Here is a 23,004-nt window from a genome sequence, read left to right on the forward strand (position 1 = left end):
TCTCTCTTAGCGGTTGGCTGACGCTACCGGCTGGCTGTTGTCATGAAGGATTTTGGTGACCAGTTGGTCAGCTTCGTCCAGCGCGTTCTGGTAAACGTCGGTGGTGAAGCGCGGCGCGGCGACGGTTTTTTGCGGCAGCAGGTGGCCGTCTGCATTGCGAATATCAACGCGAGCGAACATCGACAGGCCTACCCGCAGCGGGTGTTTCTGCATGTCGTGCGGATCAAGCGTGATGCGCACCGGCAGACGCTGAACGATTTTGATCCAGTTCCCGCTGGCGTTCTGGGCCGGTAGCAGCGAGAAGGCGCTGCCGGTGCCGATGCCGAGGCTTTCAATGGTACCGTGATACTCCACGTCGTCCCCGTAGAGATCGGCGGTGAGCGTTACCTTCTGCCCCAGGCGCATGTCCTGCATTTGGCTCTCTTTGAAGTTGGCGTCTACCCAGACCTGGTCCAGCGGCACAATCGCCAGCAGGGTGGTGCCGGAATCAACGCGCATTCCCAGCTGAACGGCGCGTTTAGCGACAAAGCCGCTCACCGGCGCAACGATGGTGCTGCGGGCGTTATCGAGGAAGCGCTGGCGCAGCGTGGCTACGGCGCTTTTAATTTCCGGATGGCTGTCGATAACCGTGTCATCCACCATCGCTAAATTAGTGCGCAATGCCTGCTGGGCAGCGGTGAGATCGCTTTGCGCGCTGGTCACGGCATCGCGGTAATGGGACAGGTCTTCAGCGGCGATAGCCCCGGTGGCAAAAATCTTCTGGCGGCGAGCGTAGTCGCTCTGTGCCGTTTGCAGTGCCACCTGCTTCGCGGCGACCTGAGCCCGGTAGTTATCCGCGGTGCTGTAAAGTCCACGTACCTGACGCACGGTATTCGCAAGGTTGGCTTCTGCCTGCTGGAGCGCGATTTCGGTGTCGCTTGGGTCGAGCTGTACCAGCGGCTGCCCTTTTTCGACGTAGTCTCCTTCATCGACGCTGACCTGCGTTACCGTGCCGCCGATTTGCGGCGTCAGCGTGACCTGGTTGCCGTTGACGTAGGCGTCGTCTGTGGTTTCGTAGTAGCGCGCGTAAAGCATGTACCACGCCACGCAGCCGGCGCCTATCAGCAGCAGGATAATGAGAAAAATGGCGAAGTTACGCTTGCGCTTGCTCGGCGCGCGTTCAACCTGCTCGGTAGAGGTTTGCATTTTTATGTGGCCTTAATCAGAAAGCTTAGAGGTGGCGCTCGGTGATCTCATCCGGCAGCATTTTGATCAGCAGTTCATTGAGCTGCTTTGCTTCTTCAGGCGTCAGGCGCTCGGTAAGGGTGCCGATGATCGACGCCAGCGCATCGTTCTGGAAAGCTTCGCACAGCTCTTGCCCTTTCTCAGTCAGCGCCAGAATGACCTGGCGTTTATCTTCGGGATTCACGTTTCGCACGATCAGATCTCGCTTCACCATTCGTTCAAGCATGCGGCTCATGGCGCCGGTATCCATCACCAGGTTTTTGCTGACTTCTACCGGGCTGTTAAAGCCCTTAAAGATGCTTATCAAGACTTTAAATTGCGCACCGGTGATGCCCATCGGCGAAAAGTACTGGGTGATGAGCTGGTCTTTGAACTGGTTCGACAGGTGAATCAGCAGGCCAAGGTGCAGTTTGAAATAGGGATTACCCGTAGTATTACTCATGGTATTTGCCTGGTCAGTAGTTGCAAATGAAATTACTGACCAGGCATCTAGTTGTCAATCGGTGATTTCCAGTAGCGCACAAACTGAAAAACAGGCAGGGTGGTGCGGTTGATGATGAAAGGGAAAGGATATTAACATGGTGGGTTCTCTCTCTCCGGCCCGGCGGCTTGCCGTGCCGGGGCTGCTGGCGCTGCTTGTGCTGGCCGGCTGTACAACTAAAACCACAACGCCGGGTACCACGACAACGGCGGCAAAACCGGTAGATATCGAAACCCTGGCCCAGCGCAAAATCCCTGACGGGGTGAAGGATCGCGCGGGGCTGGCAAAAGATCTGCTGACGACCCTGAAAAGCCAGAACCTCGAACAGAGCGAAGAGAATATCTGTTCGGTGCTGGCGGTGGCGCTGCAGGAGTCTAATTTGCAGGCCGATCCGGCGGTGCCGGGGTTGAATAAAATTGCCTGGAAAGAGATCGACCGCCGCGCGGAAAAAATGCACATCCCGCTGCTGCTGGTGCACACCGCGCTGCGCATTAACTCCCCCAACGGCAAAAGCTATAGCGAGCGGCTGGATAACGTCAAAACCGAAGGGCAGCTCAGCGCTATTTTCGATGATTTCCTGACGATGGTGCCGATGGGGCAAAAGCTGTTCGGCAGCTTTAACCCGGTACGCACCGGCGGCACGATGCAGGTCAGCGTGGCGTTTGCCGAGAAACATACCGATGGCTACCCGTGGAAAATAGAGGGGACGGTGAGGCAGGAAGTTTTCACCCGCCGCGGTGGGCTTTGGTTCGGGACTTACCACTTGCTGAATTACCCGGCTAACTATACGAAACCGCTTTATCGCTTCGCCGACTACAACGCGGGCTGGTACGCCAGCCGCAATGCGGCTTTCCAGAGCGCAGTGAGTAAGGCGACGGGCATGAAGCTGGCGCTGGACGGGGATCTGATTCTGTACACCAGCGATAAACCGAGCAGCACCGAAATGGCGGTACGTAAGCTGTCGAAACAGCTGGATATGAGCGACAGCGAAATCCGCCGGGCGCTACAAAAAGGCGACAGCATTGGGTTTGAAAAAACCAGTCTTTACAAGCAGGTCTTCGCGATAGCGGAGAAAAAAGCGGGGCAGCCGCTGGCCAGAGAAGTGCTGCCGGGGATCGTGCTTGAAAGCCCTAAAATCACCCGTAATTTGACCACGGCCTGGTTTGCAAAACGCGTGGACGACAGGCGGGCAAGCTGTATGCAGAGGTGACGATGGCGGGCGGAAGCGGCAAAGCTTCCGCCTTTTTGATCAGTAATACCAGGCGGAGTGGTGGCGGTTTCTCAGGCGTATCGTCAGGGCGACAATGCCGATGGCGACAGCGCCAAGCAGGAAGGGAATCAGCCCGAACACGGTGCTGACCGCCAGGCCCATCTCAATGCGCGGGCGGCTGGCATCGTTGCCTTGCGCCAGGTATTCCAGCAGGCCGGGCGCCTGCACAATAAGATTCAGCATTTGGGTGGCCACCCAGAAGCAAAAGAGAACGAACAGCGCATAGGCGATATTGCCCGGCACCGATCTTTCTGATTTTGCTGTCATTATGACCCGAGTAGCCGGAATAACGGCTTTCGACAATGAAATATCAGGCATCACGACCTCCCGTAAAAACGCAATCTGAACCGAATGTGTGGCATCTCATGGCGTGAATTTTGGCAGGTGATAAGCGTTGTCAATATCAGATTGCTGGTAATTTGGAGGCCAGAATCCTCCTGGATTTGCATTTTTTGCTCAAGTTCACATTTTCGTAACCTAAGGTAAATCTCGTTAACATTATGCTAGCGGAGTGCGTGGCAACCGCGCGTTTCTCTGCCGCCGATGTGCGACAATGCCAGCAGGCTTATTTTTGAATGCGTGAGGCGGCTATGTTAACCCTGAAAATGCGTCGGGACTGGCACTACTATGCGGTGGCGATTGGGCTGATTTTTATTCTGAATGGCGTGGTCGGCCTGCTGGGCCTGGAAACGAAGGGCTGGCAGAGCTATGCGGTGGGGCTGGTGAGCTGGGCGATCGGTTTTTGGCTTGCGGGCTTTATTATCCGCCGTCCCCGGGAAGAGTCGGACACGGCGGAGCCTTAAGAATTACGAAGTGATCGAGCTTTTCAGCGCGCAATCCTGCTGGTGGCGCTCAAGGGCAAGCTCAATCAGGCGGGTTATCAACTCCTGGTAGCTGATACCGCTGGCCTGCCACAGCTTGGGATACATGCTGATGTTGGTAAAGCCCGGCAGCGTGTTGATCTCATTGATGATCACGTCGTTAGTTTCCGTCAGGAACACGTCGACGCGGGCCATGCCGCTACATTCCAGCGCCTGATAGGCACGAACCGCAATTTTACGGATTTTGTCGTTAACGTCGGCGTCGAGCGCCGCCGGAACGACAACCTGTGCCGCCTGCTCATCAATGTACTTGGTGTCGTACGAATAGAACTCGCTGTTCACCACGATCTCGCCGCAGGTGCTGGCCTGCGGGTAATCATTCCCCAGCACGGCGCACTCGATTTCACGGCCTTTAATGCCGGTTTCAACCACCACTTTATGGTCAAACTCAAAGGCTAACGCCACCGCCGCGTGATATTGCTCTTCGGTGCTGGCTTTGCTGACGCCGACGGAGGAACCCTGGTTGGCTGGCTTGACAAACAGCGGCAGACCCAGCTGTTTTTCAACCTCGGCGAAGCTGATTTTGGCGCGGTTAGCGCGGGTTAGCGTGATGAACGGAGCCACGTTTAGGCCCGCATCGCGCAGCAGGCGTTTGGCGACGTCTTTATCCATGCTGACCGCTGAGCCCAGCACGCCGGAGCCGACGAACGGCAGATTGGCGACGCGGAGCATGCCCTGCAGGGAACCGTCTTCGCCCAGCGTGCCGTGCACAATCGGGAAAATCACGTCAATTTGGGAAAGCTGTTCTGCGGTGCTGGTTTCAATCAGCTGGTGTTCGGTCTGGCCGGGGACCAGCGCCACGTTTTTCTCTGACCGGTTCAGGGCGATAAGCGCCGGATTGTTGGCGTTCAGCAGGTAGCTGGACGCATCGTTGATATGCCACTGGCCCTGTTTATCAATCCCCAGCAGCACAACATCAAACTTCGACTTATCAATGGCGTCGACGATATTTTTTGCCGACTGCAGCGACACCTCGTGTTCTGCCGATTTTCCACCAAACACGATACCAACCCGCAGTTTTGCCATGCCTTTAATCCACCCATAAACTTTACGAAAGAGGACAACATAGCACGCTCATTCCGGGGATTCATGTGGTTCCTGCAACAACCTGTCCGGTCGGGCAGGATATGTGCTTTAGTAAGCAATCATGTCTGGATCGTAATGACAGCGCCGGGGCGCTGACGGCAATATTCATTAGTGTGATAAGCTTTCCTGAAATCGTTCTATTCTGGTTGCATCCCCTTTGAAAAAGCGCGCTATGGAGTCCTGGAAGGTCAATCTCATTTCGGTCTGGTTCGGCTGTTTTTTTACCGGCCTTGCGATCAGCCAAATTTTGCCTTTTCTTCCGCTCTACGTTGAGCAGCTTGGCGTCACTTCCCACGAAGCCCTTTCCCTTTGGTCCGGCCTGACGTTCAGCGTCACGTTTTTGGTTTCGGCTATCGTTTCGCCGATGTGGGGCAGCCTGGCCGACCGCAAAGGGCGCAAGCTGATGTTGCTTCGCGCCTCGTTTGGTATGGCGGTGGCGATTCTTCTCCAGGCCTTTGCCACCAACGTCTGGCAGCTGTTCCTTTTGCGCGCGGTAATGGGGTTAACGTCGGGTTATATTCCTAATGCAATGGCGCTGATTGCCTCTCAGGTGCCACGCGAGCGCAGCGGCTGGGCTATCAGTACGCTCTCAACCGGGCAAATCAGCGGCGTGATTGTGGGCCCGCTGCTCGGCGGTTTTATGGCGGATCATCTTGGGCTAAGGCCGGTATTCTTTGCCACCGCGGGGCTGCTGATGGTAAGTTTCCTGGTGACGCTGCTGCTGATAAAAGAGGGCGCTCGCCCGAAAATCAGCAAAGATGAGCGCTTGACCGGGAAAGAAGTTTTCGCCACGCTGCCTTACCCCTGGCTGATCCTCAGTCTGTTTATCACCACGCTGGTGATCCAGCTCTGTAACGGCTCGATTGGCCCGATTCTGGCGCTGTTTATTAAACAGCTGGCCCCGGACAGCAACAATATTGCGTTTATGAGCGGGTTTATCGCCGCCTTGCCGGGCATATCCGCGCTCTTTGCCGCACCTAAATTGGGCAAACTGGGCGACCGGATTGGCACTGAACGTATTTTGATGGCGACGCTGTGCTGCGCCGTGGTGTTATTCCTTGCCATGTCCTTTGTCACCTCGCCGATGCAGCTTGGCATCTTGCGCTTTTTGCTGGGTTTTGCCGACGGGGCAATGTTACCGGCGGTGCAAACGCTGTTGCTCAAATACTGCAGCGACCAGGTCACCGGGCGTATCTTCGGTTATAACCAGTCGTTTATGTATTTGGGGAATGTCGCCGGGCCTTTAATGGGGGCAGGGGTTTCCGCAATGGCCGGTTTTCGTTACGTTTTTGCGGCAACCGCCGTGGTTGTGCTGTTCAATGTCTGGCAGCTGGCGGTGGCTTTTAAGCGCAAGAATGCCCGCCAGGCGCTGGCCAGTAAAAGCACTTAGCCGCCAGCCAGTTTCTCTGTGCGGGATATTATTGAGCAAAATATGAAGATTGATTTCGACTTATTATTCATTTAGTCGCTACCACAGATTTAGAGAATAATATTCCATTATTCTTTTTTTGTGGTGCAAAAAATTCGTTGTCGGGATTATTATCAGACGGAATCATTTTAATATTGCTGCTATTTGCTGTGACGCACATATTTAACCTGAGATATTGCTCTCAGGTGGATCTGAGTGTTAACGTCATGCCTTAACCCCGCAGGGACTGAGAAAATGAAAAATCTTATTGCTGAGTTATTGGTTAAGCTCGCCGAAAAGGAAGAAGAATCGAAAGAGTTGGTTGCTCAGGTTGAAGCGCTGGAAATAGTGGTCACAGCCTTATTGAGACGCCTTGAACAGGGAGAACGTTCGGCGCTGGTTGCCAGCATTGAAGGGGCGTTAGATGATGCCTCCCCAAAGACGGCAGTGCCGGTCCAGGATACCGAATTACTCCGACAATATTTAAAAAAGCTCCTTATCCATCCCCGTAGTTGAATCAAAATTTACTGTCATATTAGTGTCATAAGTCATTTTTATACTCGCTCTGTTTTTATTTATATTCAGTAGTTACTACATGGAGAAAATAAAGTGAAACAGAGCGTAATTATCGCCAGCCTGCTGCCTTTGCTGCTTGCCAGCGCCCCATCAAAATCACAAGAAACATCCTCTTCCCCTCTGGAAAATCGCGCCGCTCAGGGAGATTTAACTCAGCCGGGTGGTGCTCGCCGTATTACAGGCGATCAAACTGAAGCGATCCGTGCCTCGCTCAACAATAAAACAGCGAAGAACATTATTCTGCTGATTGGCGACGGAATGGGCGATTCGGAAATTACCGCCGCCAGAAACTATGCCGAAGGGGCTGGTGGTTTCTTTAAAGGAATTGATGCCTTACCGCTGACCGGGCAATACACCCATTATTCTTTAGACAAGAAAACGAAAAAGCCGGATTACGTCACCGATTCTGCTGCTTCCGCCACGGCGTGGAGTACCGGCGTGAAAACCTATAACGGTGCGCTGGGCGTGGACGTTGACGGGAAAGATCACGTCACCATCCTCGAACTGGCGAAGGCGGCCGGTAAGGCGACGGGCAACGTATCCACGGCGGAAATTCAGGATGCCACGCCAGCGGCGCTGGTTTCCCACGTGACAGGGCGTAAATGCTATGGCCCAAGCGCCACCAGCGAAAAATGTGCCACTAACGCGCTGGAAAACGGGGGCAAAGGCTCCATTACCGAGCAACTGCTGAATACCCGCGCCGACGTGACGCTTGGTGGTGGGGCAAAAACCTTTAGTGAAACGGCAAAAGCCGGTGAATGGAACGGGAAAACGCTGCGCGAGCAGGCCGATGCCCGTGGCTATCAGTGGGTGGATAACGCCGCCGGCCTTGCGTCGGTGACAGAAGCTAACCAGCAAAAACCGCTGATCGGTATGTTCGCCGACGGCAATATGCCTGTGCGTTGGGAAGGCCCGAAGGCCACTTACCACGGGAATATCGATCAGCCAGCCGTGACCTGTACGCCTAATCCGAAGCGCGACAGCAGCGTGCCGACCCTGGCGCAGATGACCGAAAAAGCTATCGACCTGCTGAAAGGAAACGAGAAAGGCTTCTTCCTGCAGGTCGAAGGCGCTTCTATTGATAAACAGGATCACGCCGCTAACCCATGCGGGCAGATTGGCGAGACGGTCGACCTCGATGAAGCCGTGCAAAAAGCGCTGGAGTTTGCCCGTAAAGACGGCAATACCCTCGTTATTGTCACCGCCGATCACGCTCATTCCAGCCAGATTGTGGCGCCGGACACCAAAGCCCCAGGACTGACTCAGGCGCTGAACACCAAAGATGGCGCGGTGATGGTCATCAGCTACGGCAACTCCGAGGGTGAATCTCAGGAGCACACCGGCACCCAGCTACGCGTGGCGGCCTATGGCCCACATGCAGCCAATGTGGTGGGGCTGACCGACCAGACCGACCTGTTCTACACCATGAAATCAGCGATGGCGCTGGAGTAAAGGTGAGCTTGCGTAACAGGTAAGAAAAAAATGCGGCGGAAACGTCGCATTTTTTTTGCCTTAGGCCAGACTTTAAACGTCACAATAAAAAAGGAATAAGGTATGAAATTTTCATTATTAGCGGTGTTACTGGTAGGGCTGGTTGGGTCAGCAACGGCGGCGGATAAAACGATGACGCCGCAGCAGCAGCGTATGACGACCTGTAATCAGCAGGCGGCTTCGCAGTCTCTGAAAGGGGAGCAGCGTAAGAGCTACATGAGCAGCTGTCTCAAAGGGGAAGCGCCTGCCGCGGCGGGGAAAACCCTGACGCCTCAGCAACAAAAAATGAAGGACTGTAATGCGGACGCGGCGAAGCAATCGCTGAAGGGCGACGCCAGAAAAACCTTTATGAGTAATTGCCTGAAGAAAAAATAAGTTGTTTTGAATGACCCTCACCCCGGCCCTCTTCCTGAGAGGGAGAGGGGGGAACGGTCGATTTATGCTCGATTCAGAGCCCTCTCCCCTCGGCAGAGGGCTTTTATTTTGGGTTTTAATGAGGGGATTTATGCTCGATCTAATCCCCTCTCCCCCGCGGGAAAAGGGTTAGGGTGAGGGGCTATATCAAAATCAGGACTTCCCGAGCAGCTCTGACTTCGCCATACACTTCACCATCGCTTCCATCACGGCAGCGCGGAAACCTTTCTCTTCCAGCACTTTGACCGCTTCAATGGTGGTGCCGCCAGGGGAACAAACCATGTCTTTCAGCTCACCCGGATGGGTACCGGTTTCCAGCACCATCTTCGCCGAGCCCATCACCGCCTGAGCGGCAAACTGATAGGCCTGTTTGCGCGGCATACCGCCCAGCACGGCGGCATCGGCCATGGCTTCGATAAACATAAATACATAAGCCGGGGCAGATCCGCTGACGCCCACGACCGGGTGGATCATCGCTTCGCTTACGACTTCGGCCTGGCCAAAGCTGCGGAAAATGCTCACCGCATCGGCAATGTCTTCCGGCGTGACTAGCGCGTTTGGCGTGACCGACGTCATGCCCGCGTTCACCAGCGCAGGGGTATTCGGCATTGCCCGGATAATTTTCCGGTCATGGCCCAGCACTTTGGCCAGGGTTTCCAGAGTGATACCCGCGGCAATGGAGATAATCACGGTGTCTTTGTTCAGGTCGGAGTTAACTTCACTCAGCACCTTAAGCATGATGTTTGGCTTCACGGCACCAAAGACGATGTCGGCTATCTGCGCAACTTCCTGCGCGCTCTGCGCCGGGTTAATGCCGTATTCTTCGCACAGGGCCTGAACTTTGTCCGGCGACGGGGTGTAGATCCAGATATTGCCGGCAGGCACAAGGCCGCTGGAAATCAGGCCGCCGAGGATGGCTTTGCCCATATTACCGCAGCCAATAAACCCTATTTTCTTGTCCATAGCATGACTCCATGGTGATGTGTTTTGTTATTTGATGGTAATAGCTTAACCAGACTTCTGACAAATCTAATGGGGATAAAATTCTGCAATGTGTCGCCATAAAAATAAACTGGAAAATCAATTCATTGATTTTCGGATGATAACCACAAAGAGGGAAAAACCACGCTTTTTCCCTCTTTGTCAGCAATCTCTTAACGCGCTTTTTACCGCTTAGGCTATGTTTGCACGCAACGGCGAACGGCCGGGGTGGAAACAGATAAATTTTGTCATTCGGCAAAAGCACGGCAAAATCGCCCCCATTCCCACCGAAAGTCAGGAGCCATAATGCAAATTTGGGTGGATGCCGATGCGTGTCCAAAAGTCATCAAAGAGGTGCTGTTTCGCGCGGCAGATCGCGCTCAGGTTATGGTCACGCTGGTGGCTAATCAGGGGATGAAAACGCCGCCGTCGCGGTTTATTCGCAGCCTGCAGGTTGCCTCTGGATTTGACGTGGCGGATAACGAAATAGTGCGTCGCTGCGAGAAAGACGATTTGGTTATCACCGCCGATATTCCGCTGGCGGCAGACGTGCTGGAGAAAGGGGCGGTGGCGCTGAATCCCCGGGGCGAGCTTTATACCCCTGCAACCATTCGTGAACGCCTGACGATGCGTGACTTTATGGATACTCTGCGCGCCAGCGGCGTGCAAACCGGCGGGCCGGACAGCCTGAGCCAGCGCGACCGCCAGCAGTTTGCCAATGAGCTGGAAAAGTGGCTGCTGAAGGTCGCGCGGGCGCAAAAGTCTTAGATAAAGCTGTCGTCGTCGTCGCCGTAATCGTCGCCGTAATCGTCGCCGCCAAAATCATCGTTACCGTAATCGGTATTGTCCTGCGACTGCCAGCCGCCCTGGTTCTGGAACTGACGGTCATCGACCTGGCTGTAGTCGTTGACCGAGTCGAATGAGCTGTTGTCGAAGGTCGGCGCCGGTTCATTGATAATATTGACGATCTCTTCCGGCTGGCTGCGGTGGAACATGCTGGTCAGCATTTCTGCCACCACGACACCACCGGCTACGCCCGCTGCGGTTTGCAGCGCGCCAGATAAGAACCCGCCTCCGGCACGTGGGGCGCTGGCCGGGGCAGCCTGTTGCTGTGGTGCACCATATCCGCCCTGTTGTGGCGCGCCGTAGCCTGGCGCAGAAGAGGTGCCATAGTTCTGGCTACCCGGAATCGGATCGGAGCCACGCGCAGTATTATTACTGCTGCTGCCGCCGCCGAACAACCCGGCAAGGAAACCGCCGCTGCTTTGCTGCTGGCGAGATTTCTGCTCCAGCTCGCTCACCTGCGCTTCCAGGGCCTGAATTTTGCCATTCAGCTGCTTCATGGCCGCTTCCTGGATAAGGATCGTCTGCGTCATGTAGTAGGCGGCACCCGGCTGCTGGCTGAGGTGTTGCGCAATCCGCTGTTCGGCGGCCGCATCGCGGGTGGCACTTTGGCTTTCGGCCTGTTTCAGACGGTCAAAAAGCCCGTCAATAAGACGCTGCTCTTCAGCTTGCATGGTTCATACCTCTGTCATGATGAAATCTTAAAACGAGTCTGGATCACATTCAGCGTAGGTGAAACGCCTTAATCGTAAAGCTAACCATAAATGTGTTACCGAATCTCAGATTAAGGGTTGTCATTGGCCTGGCGTTTAAAGTATTGTGGCGCAGTTAGCAGGTGGTGGATTTAGTTTACACTTGTTACGCATCAGTTAATGCCGTTATAGCTGGGCTTTAAGCGACAGGTTTCATTTTTTGTAATCATAGGTTTACACTTGTCGCGTACTAGTTTAGTGGTATTATCGCATTCTGTTTTCCTGCTTTTACCCCTTGTGGCCTCAGGCCCGCATTTCCGAGGATTATCTTTGATGACTCAACCCCTATTCTTAGTCGGCGCTCGCGGCTGTGGTAAGACGACCGTCGGTCAGGCATTGGCGAGAACGCTGGGTTACGCCTTTGTCGATACCGATAGTTTTCTGCTGAACCACACCGGCAAGAGCGTGGCGGAGATTGTGGCCGAAGAGGGTTGGGAAGGGTTTCGGGCTCGTGAATCCGATGCGCTGCAGCGCGTGACGGCCCCGGCGACCGTGGTGGCAACCGGTGGTGGCATGGTGCTGGCAGAGGGCAATCGGCAGTTTATGCAGGAAAACGGCATCCCCGTTTGGTTACATGCCCCGGCGCAGGTTCTGGCTTCACGCCTGACTGCCTCTCCGGAAGAAGGGCAACGCCCAACGCTCACAGGGAAAGGCGTTACCGATGAAATCGTTGACGTGCTCGCCGCTCGCGAAGGGCTCTACCGGCAGGTTGCCCGCCACATTGTGGACGCCACTCGCTCTCCTGATGCGGTAGTGGAAGCAATCCTCAGCGCGTTACAAATGGCCCGCGCCAGTTAGCCTATACTTAACGCTCATCCATAAGAAATTAAGGACGAGCGATGGCCATTCAGCCACTTTTCGTCGAGAGCCTGACCGGCAGGATCAGGCGTACGCCGTGCGTGCGACCTTCTTCCTAAGAGAAACGTTTATCTCATTCATTTAGCTAAAATATATTCCTTAGAGATGTTGCTCAGTAGTTGATGTTTCGTTAAGGATTTCGATGTCGCTCTGGTTGTATGCTGCGGATTGTGGCGATCAAAAAATGATCGACCCGGCGGAGTTATTTCATAGCGGACGTGGAGCAATGCAGCGAAGAGGGCGGTAACTGAGTAATAGCGGAGCGAAGCATGAAACCAACTGTAGCCATTCTCACCGTCGGCAAAGTGTCAGTCAGTGAGGTTTTACCTTTTTTAACTGAACATATCTCTGAACAACAAATCTCTCAGGTCAGCCTGTTGGGCAATCTCTCCCCCGATGAGGTTCGCCGTCAGTTTTCCCCGTCCCCCGGTGAAGAAACGCTGCTCACGCTATTGGCGGATAACACCATTACGTCAGTCGGGCTGGACAAAATCTCCATTGCGATGCAGGGCATCATCGAACAGCTGGATAATCAGGGCTACGAAGTTATCCTGCTGATGAGCACGATGCCGCTGACGGGGTTAAGCGCCCGCAACGCCATCCTGCTGGAGCCTGAACGTATCATTCCTCCGCTGGTAGCGTCGATTGTAGATGGTCATCAGGTAGGGATCATTCTGCCGGTTGCAGAAATGATTAAGTTTCAGGAGCTGAAGTGGCGCAAGCTGACCCATCCGCCGCTTTATTCGCTTGCGAACCCGATCCACGGTAGTGAAGCCGAGCTGCTGGAGGCCGGAAAAAAACTGATGGCTGAAGGGGCGGATGTTCTGGTCCTCGACTGCCTTGGCTACCATCAAAAACACCGGGATTTACTGCAAAAGCAGCTGGATGTGCCGGTGCTCTTATCCAACGTACTGGTGGCCAGATTAGCCGCAGAATTGCTTATCTGAACGGAATTAACAATTTGCGTGACAGGCCGGAGAGTTCGCCTCTATAGTGGTTTTTTCACTAATGTCGATAAAGGGCCTGTCCATGCTTCAGAGTAACGAGTACTTCTCCGGGAAAGTAAAATCCATCGGTTTTACCAGCAGCAGCACTGGCCGTGCGAGCGTTGGGGTGATGGCGGAGGGGGAATACACCTTCGGGACCGCCCAGCCGGAAGAGATGACTGTAGTGAGCGGCGCTTTGCACGTTTTGCTGCCGGGGGAAACAGAGTGGAAAACCTATGCTTCGGGCGAAGTCTTTAACGTTCCGGGCCACAGCGAGTTTCATCTGCAGGTTGCTGAGCCAACGTCCTACCTTTGCCGCTACCTGGCCGATAAATAACTGACTTTCAGGCCCCTCGTTTCACCGCGAGGGGCTTTTTTATGCGTCAGCCACGGCAATTAACGCTGTGCTTCTCCGCCGAGGGCTTCCACCAGGTTGGTAATCAGCGCCGACAGCTCGCCGGTCATCAGAATAAAATCGGCGTCGAAACGTCCGCCAAAATCTTCCCGGTCGATATCGTCGTTCTGTTCGCGCAGGATATCGGCAAACTTCAGGCGTTTGACTGAGCCATCGTCCGCCAGCACGAACTGAATACGCTCCTGCCAGTCCAGCGCCAGCTTGGTGACCACTTTGCCGGTTTCAATGTGCGCGGCGATTTCATCGCACACCAGCTCTTGCTGCTTGCAGCGAATCACGCCGCCGCCTTCAAGGATTGCCTTGAGCTCAGCTTCGTCCATCAGCGCAAAGCCTGCCGGAACATCCCCTGAACGTACCCACTCGGTCAGCGTCAGTTCGATAGGGTTTTCCAGCGCCAGCGGGACCACCGGCAGAGAACCCAGGCTTTTACGCAGCAGAGCCAGCGTATCTTCCGCTTTTTTGGCGCTGGCGCAGTCAACCATGATCAGGCCGTTGACGGTGTCTATCCACATCATAGTCTGGCTAAAGCGGCTGAAAGCGCGCGGCAGCAGGGAGTGCAGCACTTCGTCTTTGAGGGAATCTTTCTCGGTCTTCTTCAGCTTGCGGGCCTGTTCCGCTTCGAGCTTATTGATTTTGGCTTCAAGAGCCTGTTTGATGACCGGAGCGGGCAGAATTTTTTCTTCTTTACGGGCGCAAATCACAATCTGGCCGTTGGCAACATGGGTTAATGCATCGCTGTGCGAGCCCATCGGCGACACCCAGCCGGTTTTGGCCATGTCCTGGCTGCCGCAAGGGGTGAAGGTGAAGGCGGCTAACTGTTTTTCCATTGCATCCGCCGTCAGCGTGATGTCACGGCTTAAACGGTAAACCATTAAATTTTTAAACCACAGCATGATTCTGTCCCAGGTTGTCAGTTAAACGCAGCGGGCATGATAACGAATTGACGGCCTCGTTTCATTGTCTTTGCTTGGCCTGCATTTTAGGTAGTTGATAATTATCACCAAATGAGGAAGTTCTTGTGCGCATAGGTATCGATCTCGGTGGGACTAAAACAGAAGTGATCGCGCTGGCAGACGACGGTAAACAACTTTATCGCCACCGTTTGCCCACGCCAAAAAACGACTACCAGGCCACCATCAAAAACATTGTTGAGCTGGTGCGGCTGGCGGAAGAAGCCACGGGCGAGACCGGTACGGTAGGGCTTGGGATCCCGGGATCGATCTCCCCTTATACCCGAGTGGTGAAAAATGCGAACTCAACCTGGCTGAACGGGCAGCCGTTTGACAAGGATCTTAGCGTGGCGCTCAAGCGCGAAGTCAGGCTGGCGAACGATGCTAACTGCCTGGCGGTGTCGGAAGCGATTGACGGCGCTGCCGCAGGGGCGCCGATCGTCTTCGCGGTGATCATCGGCACCGGCTGCGGCGCGGGCGTGGCGATCAATGGCCGAAGTCTGATCGGTGGCAACGGCACCGCGGGCGAGTGGGGGCATAACCCGCTGCCGTGGATGGATGAAGACGAACTGCGTTTTCGGAAAGAGGTGCCGTGCTACTGCGGCAAACAGGGCTGTATTGAGACTTTTATTTCCGGCACCGGATTCGGCACGGACTACCAGCGCCTGAGCGGGAAAACGCTGAAAGGGCACGAAATCATCAGTCTGGCAGAGCAGCAGGATCCATTGGCAGAGCTGGCTATCAGCCGCTATGAGACGCGTCTGGCGAAGTCGCTGGCGCATATCGTCAACATTCTCGATCCGGACGTGATCGTGCTGGGCGGCGGGATGAGCAACGTGGAGCGTTTATACCGGACGGTGCCGCAGCTGATCAAACCGTGGGTGTTTGGCGGCGAGTGTGAAACGCCCGTTCGCAAAGCGGTGCACGGGGATTCCAGCGGCGTTCGCGGTGCGGCGTGGCTGTGGCCGATAGAGAAGTAAATCGCCCCTCACCCCAGCCCTCTCCCCAAAGGGGAGAGGCGGAAAACAGATGCCGGAAACGTGGTTTTTTCCCTATGCCTCTGGGAGAGGAGTAGGGGGGAAGGGAAAAACCAGAAGCGACAGCGTAGTTGAAGCTAGTACCGGGTTTAAAGCGAAACACGGTTCAGGCTTAAATCGCCTTCGTTTTCTCTCCGACTGGCCAGGGTCCGGACGTCGGGAACGGCCGGAGGCTGAGAGCGTCGGGAACGCATCTCAGCCGGCCCAGGACTGGGAGATAAAACGGAGGTCTGCCGCTTCAGCGGTCGATTTATTTCGCCGGGAGTCCGGGTTCTCAGGGGAATGACGGTGATTCCCCTGAGACGTTCACCGATGCGGTGGTGACATATGAAACCGAACTGGAAGTGAACGGAACCTTAACCGTTCCTTCATAAGCGTACTTGTGACTTAAAGAGCGTTCCCTCTGGTGAGAGCCTGGCAAGGATCACTCCACCGCGAAAGCCTTATCCAGCCGGCTGACACCTAACCCGTTAATCTTCTTCACCTTAATCTGCACCGGGATCCGCTCCTTCATCGCCTCAACGTGACTGATCACGCCGATGGTTTTGCCGCTGGCGTTCAGCGTATCCAGCGCGTCGAGTGCGGTATCCAGCGTCTGCGCGTCCAGGGTGCCAAAACCTTCATCCAGGAACAGGGAATCAATCCGGGTTTTATGGCTGACCAGGTCGGATAACGCCAGCGCCAGCGCCAGGCTTACCAGGAAGCTTTCGCCGCCGGAAAGCGTGCGGGTGTCACGTACCGCATCGGCCTGCCAGGTATCGACCACCTGTAATTCAAGCGCTTCGCTGTCTTTACGCTGTAACAAGTAGCGCCCGTGCAGGCGATTGAGCTGATTGTTTGCCAGCCAGACGAGGTTATCCAGCGTCAGGCCTTGCGCAAATTTGCGGAATTTATCCCCTTCTTTGGAACCGATAAGCGCGTTGAGGTAGCCCCAGTCTTCCGCCTGCGCTTCACAGGCTTTTATTTCCTGCATCAGCGTTTGCTGGCGAACGCGGTTTTCCTCGTCGTGCCGCAGCTGCTGGGTAATTTGACCCTGTTGTGAAGCATTCTCACGCAGTTGGAGGGCCAGCGCCGTGATTTTCGCCTCCAGTGCGCCAGGATCTGTTTCTTCATGCAGATTTTCTGGCCGCGCCGATAAGTGTTGGGTCAACGCACTTTCCGCCTGTTCCAGCAGAGTGACCTGCTGTTGATGCTGGCGTTCCAGAAGCTGTTTACGCTGTTCCAGCTCAAGGCGCTCGGCTTCTTCCAGCAGAGCGCGGCGGAAATCGGCTTCGTCGCTGAACTGGCTGGCCAAAAGCGCATTCCTGAACTGCGTTTGAGCCGCCGTGCTTTCTTCTTCGCTTTGCTTCAGTTGCTCCTGCAGAGACTGGCGCTGACCTTCCAGCAGGTTGCAATCGTTATGCAGCGCTTGCCAGTTTTGCAGCGCCGCCTGATGCTCGTGTTCATCCAGCGGCTGCGGGGCGGAGCCATCGTCCGCAAGGGTTGAGAGCAACATGTCGAGAGCGGAGAGCTGCTGGCGAAGCTGCGGCAGTTTGTCCTGCTGGTGCTGCCATTGCTGAGATTCCCTTTGGCGAGCCTCCAGCCAGGTTTGCTCTTCGCCAGGCTCAGGATGCTGGAGACCGGCCTGCTCCAGCCCCGCTTGCAGCGACGCGCGCTGTGCCAGGTAGTCTGCTTTCAGTTTTTCATGCTGCTGGCTGTCGCGTTGATATTGCGCCTCCAGCGCCTGCCGCTCGCCAAGCTGGCGCAGCTGCAGCTCGCGCTGTTCCTGCTCGTCAAGCCAGGCGCTGAGATCGTCCTGAGGCGTTAAAGCGATGGCAAGTTCGGCACACTGCTGCTGCCAGCGGGCCGAGAGCGACGTTTCCTCTGCCTCAATGGCGGTGCTGGCCTGCGCCAGTTTTTCGCGCTGCTGGCGCTGGGTATCAAGCTGACCTTTAAGGGCAAAGCCAAGCTCTGCGAGTTTAGCCACTTCTTGCTTAAGGGCGGCCAGGCGCTGTTGGTTCTCCCCTGGTTCGAGAGCCTTATACGCCTCTACAGCCGGGTGTTGGGTTGAGCCGCAAAGCGGACACGGCGAGTCAGGCTGCAGGCGTGCGCGCTCGGCTTCGAGGCTTTGGATGCGCTTTTCCTGTTCGACGACTTTTTCCAGATCCGCTTCGTGCTGGCGTTTGTCTTTGTACTGCTGGCGCTTTTGCCCCAGGTCAACGTCTCGCTCGGCAATCTGTTTCTCCAGCTCGGCAAGCTCGCGCTGTTGCTCGGTTTTGCGTTTCTCCAGCGTGGCAAACTGCGGCTGCAAAGTAGCCAACAGTTGGCGAGCAGGCCGGGTTGCCAGCATCCGCTGTAAATGAGCGCTCACTTCATCAGGAGAAAGGCTAAGCTTTGGCTCCGGCAGCGCCTGCAGCTTTTGCCGACTGGCCTCGAGCGCCTGCTTTAGCTCAGTAAGCTGTTTTTCGTCGCGCTGCTGCTGCGTGAATGCCATGCGCCAGCCCGTCAGTTCGGCAGACCAAAGTCGATAACGGTCATTCGCCGCGAGCCAGTCTTCGACCTGCTGAGCTTCTCTCTTCAGCCGCTGAGCCTGTTCGGCGGCCAGCATTCGGGTTTGCTGCCGGCGGACGGAAAGCTGCTGTAAGCGGGTATTCACTTTCTCCGCCGCCTCGCTGTTTTGCTTCAGCGACTGCTGCTTTTCCTGCAGCCGCTGCCAGTCAGGGCGAAGTTTTTCGGCGGGCAAAGCTCGGGTCAGTTTCGCCAGCATGGGCTCTGCGTCTTTGACCGCCTGACTGGCTGTGCCCAGCGCCTGCTGCTTTTGGGCTTTGTCGGCAGAAAGCCGGGTTAGCTGAGCGAGCCATTGCTGGTGCTGCTGCTGCTGTTGGTGCTCCACGGAAAGCTTTTTCTCTTCCAGAGTGAGCGCCTGCAAACTCTCGGTAAGCTGCTGTTGCTGCTCAGCGGTTAGTAGCGCGACGCCGGAAGCCTGAGCCAGCAGGTTTTCAAGGCGGCTTTTGATTTGCTTATGATTTTCAAACACCGCAGCGGAAACGGTGCCGTAAATCTCCGTGCCGGTCAGCTCTTCAAGCAGCGAGGCGCGGTCGTTGGCATCGGCGTTTAAAAAGGCGGCGAACTGCCCCTGGGAGAGCATCATTGAGCGGGTGAAACGGTCGTAGTCCAGCCCGGTGAGCGCGGCGATAATCTCCAGCTTGTCTTTGATTTTATCCGCCAGGATTTTGCCGTCGCTGATTTGAGCCAGCTCCACGCGCGGCGCCTGAAGATTGCCGTTTGCCGCGTTGCGGGCGCGGTTCTGGCTCCAGAAGGCGCGATAGCCCGTACCTTTTACCTCAAACTCGACTTCGGCCAGGCATTCTGCGGTGTCGCGGGTCATCAAGTCATTTTGCGACTGCGACACGGTGCTGAGGCGCGGTGTCTTGTGGTACAGCGCCAGGCAAATGGCATCCAGCAGGGTGGTTTTGCCCGCGCCCGTGGGGCCGGTGATGGCAAACAGCCCGTTGCTGGCGAAAGGCTCCTGGGTGAAATCAATTTTCCACTCGCCTTTCAGGGAGTTAATGTTTTTTAACCGCAGGCTGAGGATCTTCATGCCTGTTCCTCCCGCTGGTGCAAATCTGAAAGGGTTTGGGCAAACAGCGTTCTTAGCCGGGCGGCGCGCTCCTCGCTGGTTTCTTCCTGACTCAGCCGCCGCTCAAAAACTTCTTCAACGCTTAACTCGCTCAGCGTCTCTTTATGCTGGCTGGCAATCACCCGCTCGCGCTGTTCGCGGCTGCGGCGCAGCAGAACGACTTCAACCGGCAAATCGTCTGTGAGCGCCTGCACCTGGCGCTGCATGTCGTGCAGATATTCGTCGGTGGCGATTTCGATATCCAGCCAGACTTTGGGTTCAGCAGGCGCGTTTCGCCACTGCTCTAGCTGCCGCTCGATTTCACTCAGCGACCCTTTCACGATGGCCAGCGGCTGGCTGATGGGGACTTCCAGAGGCTCGACGCTGGTTAGCGCTCCGCCGCTGAATGTCACCAGAAAAACGGTTTTTGCTTTGCCGGTTTCGTCGAAGCTCAGCGGAATCGGCGAGCCGCTGTAGCGAATATGCTCCGTGCCGCCAATTTTTTGCGCGCGATGGATGTGCCCGAGCGCAATGTAGTCGGCGGGCGGGAAGTGCTGCGCCGGGAAGGCATCCAGTGTGCCAATATAAATGTCACGCACCGCATCGGATTTCGTGACGCCTACCGTGGTCAGGTGCCCGGTGGCAATTATCGGCAGCGGCTGGTCACCGCGAAGCGCCACGGCGGCGGCATAACATTGCTGATAATGTTCGCTGATGGCTTCCATTAAAGAGCGCTGTTTTTCATGGCCGGACAGCCCCGCCTGGCTGCTTTGAATGTCGCGAGGACGCAGGAAAGGAATAGGGCAGAGTATCGCCCCCGGCGTGCCGTCTTTTTGATTGAGCAGCAGCGCCTGTTCGTCTTTGTTATGGCGGGCGCTGGCAATGACGCGGGTGTTCAGGCAGGCCAGCAGCTCCCGGGATTCATTCAGGGTAGCTACGGAATCGTGATTCCCCGCCAGCACCACGAGCTGGCAGCCGGTGCCCTGCAGCTGCACGACAAAACGGTTATACATTTCACGGGCGTAGCTCGGCGGCGAGCCGGTGTCAAAGATATCTCCCGCGACGAGGATCGCATCCACCTGATGCTCGACCGCGGCGTTTAATAGCCAGTCGAGAAAGGCCTGATGTTCAGAAGCCCGGCTTTTGGTATAGAAGTTTTGGCCGATGTGCCAGTCTGATGTGTGGAGAATGCGCATAACCTGTCCCATGGCAAAGAGGCGAATTACCGATTATAAGCTATTGAGCTGGCAGCGTAACCGCCAGTAAAAATCCATGGCTGTCATAATTCAAAAAGGTGAAATATCTTGCCGTCATCTTTTTCATAAATCTGTCACAAATCTGACGCATACTGGCGCACAATTAATAAGAGATGGTCTCTTTTCAACAGGGTAAATCATGGCGAGACGCATTTTAGTCGTAGAAGATGAAGCTCCGATTCGTGAAATGGTGAGCTTTGTGCTCGAGCAAAATGGCTTCCAGTCGGTAGAGGCGGAAGATTATGACAGCGCGGTTAACCTGCTGATTGAACCTTTCCCCGACCTGATCCTGCTGGACTGGATGCTGCCAGGCGGTTCCGGGATCCAGTTTATCAAGCACCTGAAACGTGAAGCGCTGACCCGCGAAATTCCGGTGATGATGCTGACCGCGCGTGGCGAAGAAGAAGATCGCGTGCGTGGCCTTGAAGTCGGTGCCGATGATTACATCACTAAGCCGTTCTCGCCTAAAGAGCTGGTGGCGCGTATTAAAGCGGTGATGCGCCGTATTTCCCCGATGGCGGTGGAAGAAGTGATTGAGATGCAGGGGCTGAGCCTGGACCCGTCCTCACACCGCGTGATGACCGGCGAAGATCCGCTCGACATGGGGCCAACTGAATTTAAGCTGTTACACTTCTTTATGACCCACCCGGAGCGCGTTTACAGCCGTGAACAGCTGCTCAATAACGTGTGGGGAACGAACGTTTACGTTGAAGACCGTACCGTAGACGTGCATATTCGTCGCCTGCGTAAAGCGTTGGAAACAAGTGGTCATGACAAAATGGTGCAAACAGTTCGCGGCACGGGTTATCGTTTTTCAACCCGTTTTTAATATGCTGACAGGAGCGTGACGCGTGCTGGAACGGCTGTCATGGAAAAGGCTGGTACTGGAGCTGGTGCTCTGTTGTATGCCAGCGGCAATTCTCGGATTGATTTTTGGCCACCTGCCGTGGTTTTTACTGGCGGCGGTGACCGCCCTGTTAAGCTGGCATTTCTGGAATTTACTTCGTCTTTCCTGGTGGCTGTGGGTTGACCGCAGCATGACCCCGCCGCCCGGGCGGGGAAGCTGGGAACCTCTGCTGTACGGGCTGCACCAGATGCAGCTGCGTAATAAAAAGCGCCGCAAAGAGTTGGGCAACCTGATCAAACGCTTCCGAAGCGGAGCCGAATCGCTGCCCGATGCGGTGGTGCTGACCACCGAAGAAGGCACCATTTTTTGGTGTAACGGCCTGGCGCAACAGCTGCTTGGCCTGCGCTGGCCTGACGACAGCGGCCAAAATATCCTCAACCTGCTGCGTTACCCTGAATTCTCACAATACGTGGCGAAGCAGCAGTTTGGTCGCCCGCTGACGCTGATACTCAACAATGGCCGTCATCTTGAGTTCCGCGTGATGCCCTACGCCGACGGGCAGTGGCTGATGGTGGCGCGAGACGTCACGCAGATGCACCAGCTTGAAGGCGCTCGCCGCAATTTCTTTGCCAACGTTAGCCATGAGCTGCGCACGCCGCTGACCGTGTTACAGGGTTACCTGGAGATGATGCAGGATCAGGCTCTGGAAGGGCCGTTGCGGGATAAAGCCCTGCATACCATGCGCGAGCAAACTTCACGCATGGAAGGGCTGGTGAGGCAATTGTTAACGCTGTCGCGCATCGAAGCCGCGCCCACGCTGTCGATGAATGAGAAAATCGACGTGCCGCTGATGCTGCGCGTGGTGGAACGAGAGGCGCAGACGTTGAGCCAGCAGAAGCAAACGCTCACTTTTAACGTTGAGCCAGGGCTGCAGGTTTACGGTAACGAAGAGCAGCTGCGCAGCGCGATCTCTAACCTGGTGTATAACGCGGTGAATCACACGCCTGCCGGGACGCACATCACCGTCACCTGGCGCAGGCTGCCTCACGGCGTAGCGTTCAGCGTGAAGGATACCGGGCCGGGGATCTCCGCCGAGCACATTCCGCGCCTGACGGAGCGTTTCTACCGAGTAGACAAAGCGCGTTCCCGGCAGACCGGAGGCAGCGGGCTTGGGCTGGCCATCGTGAAGCATGCCCTTAGCCATCATGATGCGCGGCTGGATATCGAAAGCGTACCGGGGCAGGGCTCGACGTTTTCGTTCATCCTGCCCGAGCGCTTAATCGCTCCTGAGTCAGCGGTGGCTGCACATTAATTCACCGCAACCGTCAAGTACACTTTCCACAGGCCAGTTTTCTGGCCTTTTTGTTTGTATTTTCACCAATCGTTAAGCGATGAATATCGAATTGATGCTTTTTTGTCCGCATGATAAGCCATAACAAAAGCGTATAATCAACTTTATTCACTGGTTATGCGTATTTTTAAAGGATATATTTCTGGTTTCCCGATCCCTTCTTGTCTTCAAACGCTATAAGCGTTTTAATTGCCCCCCTGTTATTACCAGACCGACTGAAATTGCGTGGTAATTCGACTAACTATTCTTCGCCACCGATCCGGAGAAGCATATTCCGCTGTCGTTACCGGTAATAACCG

The 23,004-nt window shown here is 55.5% G+C and carries 22 protein-coding genes; 13 read left to right on the plus strand and 9 right to left on the minus strand.

Annotated elements, in window-relative coordinates; genetic code table 11:
* Nucleotides 1-6 precede the first annotated feature (6 nt).
* Nucleotides 7-1,185: an HlyD family efflux transporter periplasmic adaptor subunit gene (locus WFN87_RS04520; protein ID WP_008454462.1), complete on the minus strand. Its 1,179-nt coding sequence runs from the start codon at nucleotides 1,183-1,185 to the stop codon at nucleotides 7-9.
* A gap of 25 nt (nucleotides 1,186-1,210) precedes the next feature.
* Nucleotides 1,211-1,666, minus strand: coding sequence for a transcriptional regulator, SarA/Rot family (locus tag WFN87_RS04525; RefSeq protein WP_336983015.1), 456 nt, complete (start codon nucleotides 1,664-1,666; stop codon nucleotides 1,211-1,213).
* A gap of 136 nt (nucleotides 1,667-1,802) precedes the next feature.
* On the opposite strand from WFN87_RS04525, the gene WFN87_RS04530 reads away from it, so the two are divergent.
* Nucleotides 1,803-2,915 carry a DUF1615 domain-containing protein gene (locus tag WFN87_RS04530; RefSeq protein ID WP_336983014.1) on the plus strand — a complete coding sequence of 371 codons (1,113 nt, stop codon included), beginning with the start codon at nucleotides 1,803-1,805 and terminating at the stop codon, nucleotides 2,913-2,915.
* A 39-nt stretch (nucleotides 2,916-2,954) separates the two neighbouring features.
* Here WFN87_RS04530 and WFN87_RS04535 read toward each other — a convergent pair whose 3' ends face one another.
* Nucleotides 2,955-3,293, minus strand: coding sequence for a DUF2755 family protein (locus WFN87_RS04535; protein WP_442892750.1), 339 nt, complete (start codon nucleotides 3,291-3,293; stop codon nucleotides 2,955-2,957).
* A gap of 272 nt (nucleotides 3,294-3,565) precedes the next feature.
* Between WFN87_RS04535 and WFN87_RS04540 the strand changes: the two genes are divergently transcribed.
* Nucleotides 3,566-3,778 carry a DUF2754 family protein gene (locus WFN87_RS04540; protein WP_336708929.1) on the plus strand — a complete coding sequence of 71 codons (213 nt, stop codon included), beginning with the start codon at nucleotides 3,566-3,568 and terminating at the stop codon, nucleotides 3,776-3,778.
* Nucleotides 3,779-3,781: 3 nt separating this feature from the next.
* Here the strand turns inward: WFN87_RS04540 and ddlA are convergent, their stop codons facing one another.
* Nucleotides 3,782-4,882, minus strand: coding sequence for a D-alanine--D-alanine ligase (gene ddlA, locus WFN87_RS04545; RefSeq protein ID WP_008454473.1), 1,101 nt, complete (start codon nucleotides 4,880-4,882; stop codon nucleotides 3,782-3,784).
* A 232-nt stretch (nucleotides 4,883-5,114) separates the two neighbouring features.
* On the opposite strand from ddlA, the gene WFN87_RS04550 reads away from it, so the two are divergent.
* The 4 genes from WFN87_RS04550 to WFN87_RS04565 all read left to right on the plus strand — a co-directional run bounded on the left by WFN87_RS04550 (nucleotide 5,115) and on the right by WFN87_RS04565 (nucleotide 8,792).
* Nucleotides 5,115-6,332, plus strand: coding sequence for an MFS transporter (locus WFN87_RS04550; protein WP_166994373.1), 1,218 nt, complete (start codon nucleotides 5,115-5,117; stop codon nucleotides 6,330-6,332).
* A gap of 273 nt (nucleotides 6,333-6,605) precedes the next feature.
* Nucleotides 6,606-6,866, plus strand: coding sequence for an anti-adapter protein IraP (gene iraP, locus WFN87_RS04555; protein ID WP_038475168.1), 261 nt, complete (start codon nucleotides 6,606-6,608; stop codon nucleotides 6,864-6,866).
* A gap of 93 nt (nucleotides 6,867-6,959) precedes the next feature.
* On the plus strand, nucleotides 6,960-8,378 hold the full coding sequence (phoA, locus tag WFN87_RS04560; protein ID WP_336983012.1) for an alkaline phosphatase: 1,419 nt from the start codon (nucleotides 6,960-6,962) through the stop codon (nucleotides 8,376-8,378).
* A gap of 102 nt (nucleotides 8,379-8,480) precedes the next feature.
* The gene (locus WFN87_RS04565; RefSeq protein WP_336983011.1) at nucleotides 8,481-8,792 is read left to right on the plus strand and encodes a PsiF family protein; all 312 of its coding nucleotides are present in this window, start codon (nucleotides 8,481-8,483) and stop codon (nucleotides 8,790-8,792) included.
* A 192-nt stretch (nucleotides 8,793-8,984) separates the two neighbouring features.
* Here the strand turns inward: WFN87_RS04565 and proC are convergent, their stop codons facing one another.
* Entirely contained in the window at nucleotides 8,985-9,794 is an 810-nt protein-coding gene (gene proC, locus WFN87_RS04570; RefSeq protein ID WP_008454480.1) for a pyrroline-5-carboxylate reductase, read from the minus strand.
* A gap of 324 nt (nucleotides 9,795-10,118) precedes the next feature.
* Here proC and WFN87_RS04575 point away from each other — a divergent pair, with 324 nt between their 5' ends.
* Complete coding sequence (locus WFN87_RS04575; RefSeq protein ID WP_008454481.1) at nucleotides 10,119-10,580, plus strand: YaiI/YqxD family protein; 462 nt, start codon at nucleotides 10,119-10,121, stop codon at nucleotides 10,578-10,580.
* On the opposite strand, the gene WFN87_RS04580 is transcribed toward WFN87_RS04575, so the two are convergent.
* Nucleotides 10,577-11,329: a DUF2076 family protein gene (locus WFN87_RS04580; protein ID WP_166994377.1), complete on the minus strand. Its 753-nt coding sequence runs from the start codon at nucleotides 11,327-11,329 to the stop codon at nucleotides 10,577-10,579. The genes WFN87_RS04575 and WFN87_RS04580 overlap by 4 nt on opposite strands.
* A 351-nt stretch (nucleotides 11,330-11,680) precedes the next feature.
* Between WFN87_RS04580 and aroL the strand changes: the two genes are divergently transcribed.
* The 3 genes from aroL to ppnP all read left to right on the plus strand — a co-directional run bounded on the left by aroL (nucleotide 11,681) and on the right by ppnP (nucleotide 13,588).
* A complete protein-coding gene (gene aroL / locus WFN87_RS04585) occupies nucleotides 11,681-12,205 on the plus strand; it encodes a shikimate kinase AroL (protein WP_008454483.1) in 525 nt (174 codons plus the stop codon).
* 329 nt (nucleotides 12,206-12,534) lie between these two features.
* Nucleotides 12,535-13,212 carry an AroM family protein gene (locus WFN87_RS04590; RefSeq protein WP_336983010.1) on the plus strand — a complete coding sequence of 226 codons (678 nt, stop codon included), beginning with the start codon at nucleotides 12,535-12,537 and terminating at the stop codon, nucleotides 13,210-13,212.
* Nucleotides 13,213-13,294: 82 nt separating this feature from the next.
* Nucleotides 13,295-13,588, plus strand: coding sequence for a pyrimidine/purine nucleoside phosphorylase (gene ppnP / locus WFN87_RS04595; protein ID WP_336983009.1), 294 nt, complete (start codon nucleotides 13,295-13,297; stop codon nucleotides 13,586-13,588).
* A gap of 59 nt (nucleotides 13,589-13,647) precedes the next feature.
* Here ppnP and rdgC read toward each other — a convergent pair whose 3' ends face one another.
* Nucleotides 13,648-14,559, minus strand: a complete 912-nt coding sequence (rdgC, locus tag WFN87_RS04600) for a recombination-associated protein RdgC (RefSeq protein ID WP_008454497.1) — start codon at nucleotides 14,557-14,559, stop codon at nucleotides 13,648-13,650.
* A 125-nt stretch (nucleotides 14,560-14,684) separates the two neighbouring features.
* On the opposite strand from rdgC, the gene mak reads away from it, so the two are divergent.
* Nucleotides 14,685-15,596, plus strand: coding sequence for a fructokinase (gene mak / locus WFN87_RS04605; RefSeq protein WP_166994379.1), 912 nt, complete (start codon nucleotides 14,685-14,687; stop codon nucleotides 15,594-15,596).
* A 481-nt stretch (nucleotides 15,597-16,077) separates the two neighbouring features.
* Here the strand turns inward: mak and sbcC are convergent, their stop codons facing one another.
* Together sbcC and sbcD are read right to left on the minus strand one after the other, a co-directional pair.
* Nucleotides 16,078-19,233, minus strand: coding sequence for an exonuclease subunit SbcC (gene sbcC / locus WFN87_RS04610; RefSeq protein ID WP_336983008.1), 3,156 nt, complete (start codon nucleotides 19,231-19,233; stop codon nucleotides 16,078-16,080).
* On the minus strand, nucleotides 19,230-20,447 hold the full coding sequence (sbcD, locus tag WFN87_RS04615; RefSeq protein WP_336983007.1) for an exonuclease subunit SbcD: 1,218 nt from the start codon (nucleotides 20,445-20,447) through the stop codon (nucleotides 19,230-19,232). Before sbcD ends, sbcC begins: the two co-directional genes overlap by 4 nt.
* Nucleotides 20,448-20,646: 199 nt before the next feature.
* Here sbcD and phoB point away from each other — a divergent pair, with 199 nt between their 5' ends.
* Together phoB and phoR are read left to right on the plus strand one after the other, a co-directional pair.
* Nucleotides 20,647-21,336, plus strand: a complete 690-nt coding sequence (gene phoB, locus WFN87_RS04620; RefSeq protein WP_008454506.1) for a phosphate response regulator transcription factor PhoB — start codon at nucleotides 20,647-20,649, stop codon at nucleotides 21,334-21,336.
* A 22-nt stretch (nucleotides 21,337-21,358) separates the two neighbouring features.
* Nucleotides 21,359-22,666, plus strand: coding sequence for a phosphate regulon sensor histidine kinase PhoR (gene phoR, locus WFN87_RS04625; protein WP_008454508.1), 1,308 nt, complete (start codon nucleotides 21,359-21,361; stop codon nucleotides 22,664-22,666).
* Nucleotides 22,667-23,004: the final 338 nt, after the last annotated feature.

Source organism: Cedecea sp. AS113, assembly GCF_037152415.1.
Lineage (GTDB): Bacteria > Pseudomonadota > Gammaproteobacteria > Enterobacterales > Enterobacteriaceae > Cedecea.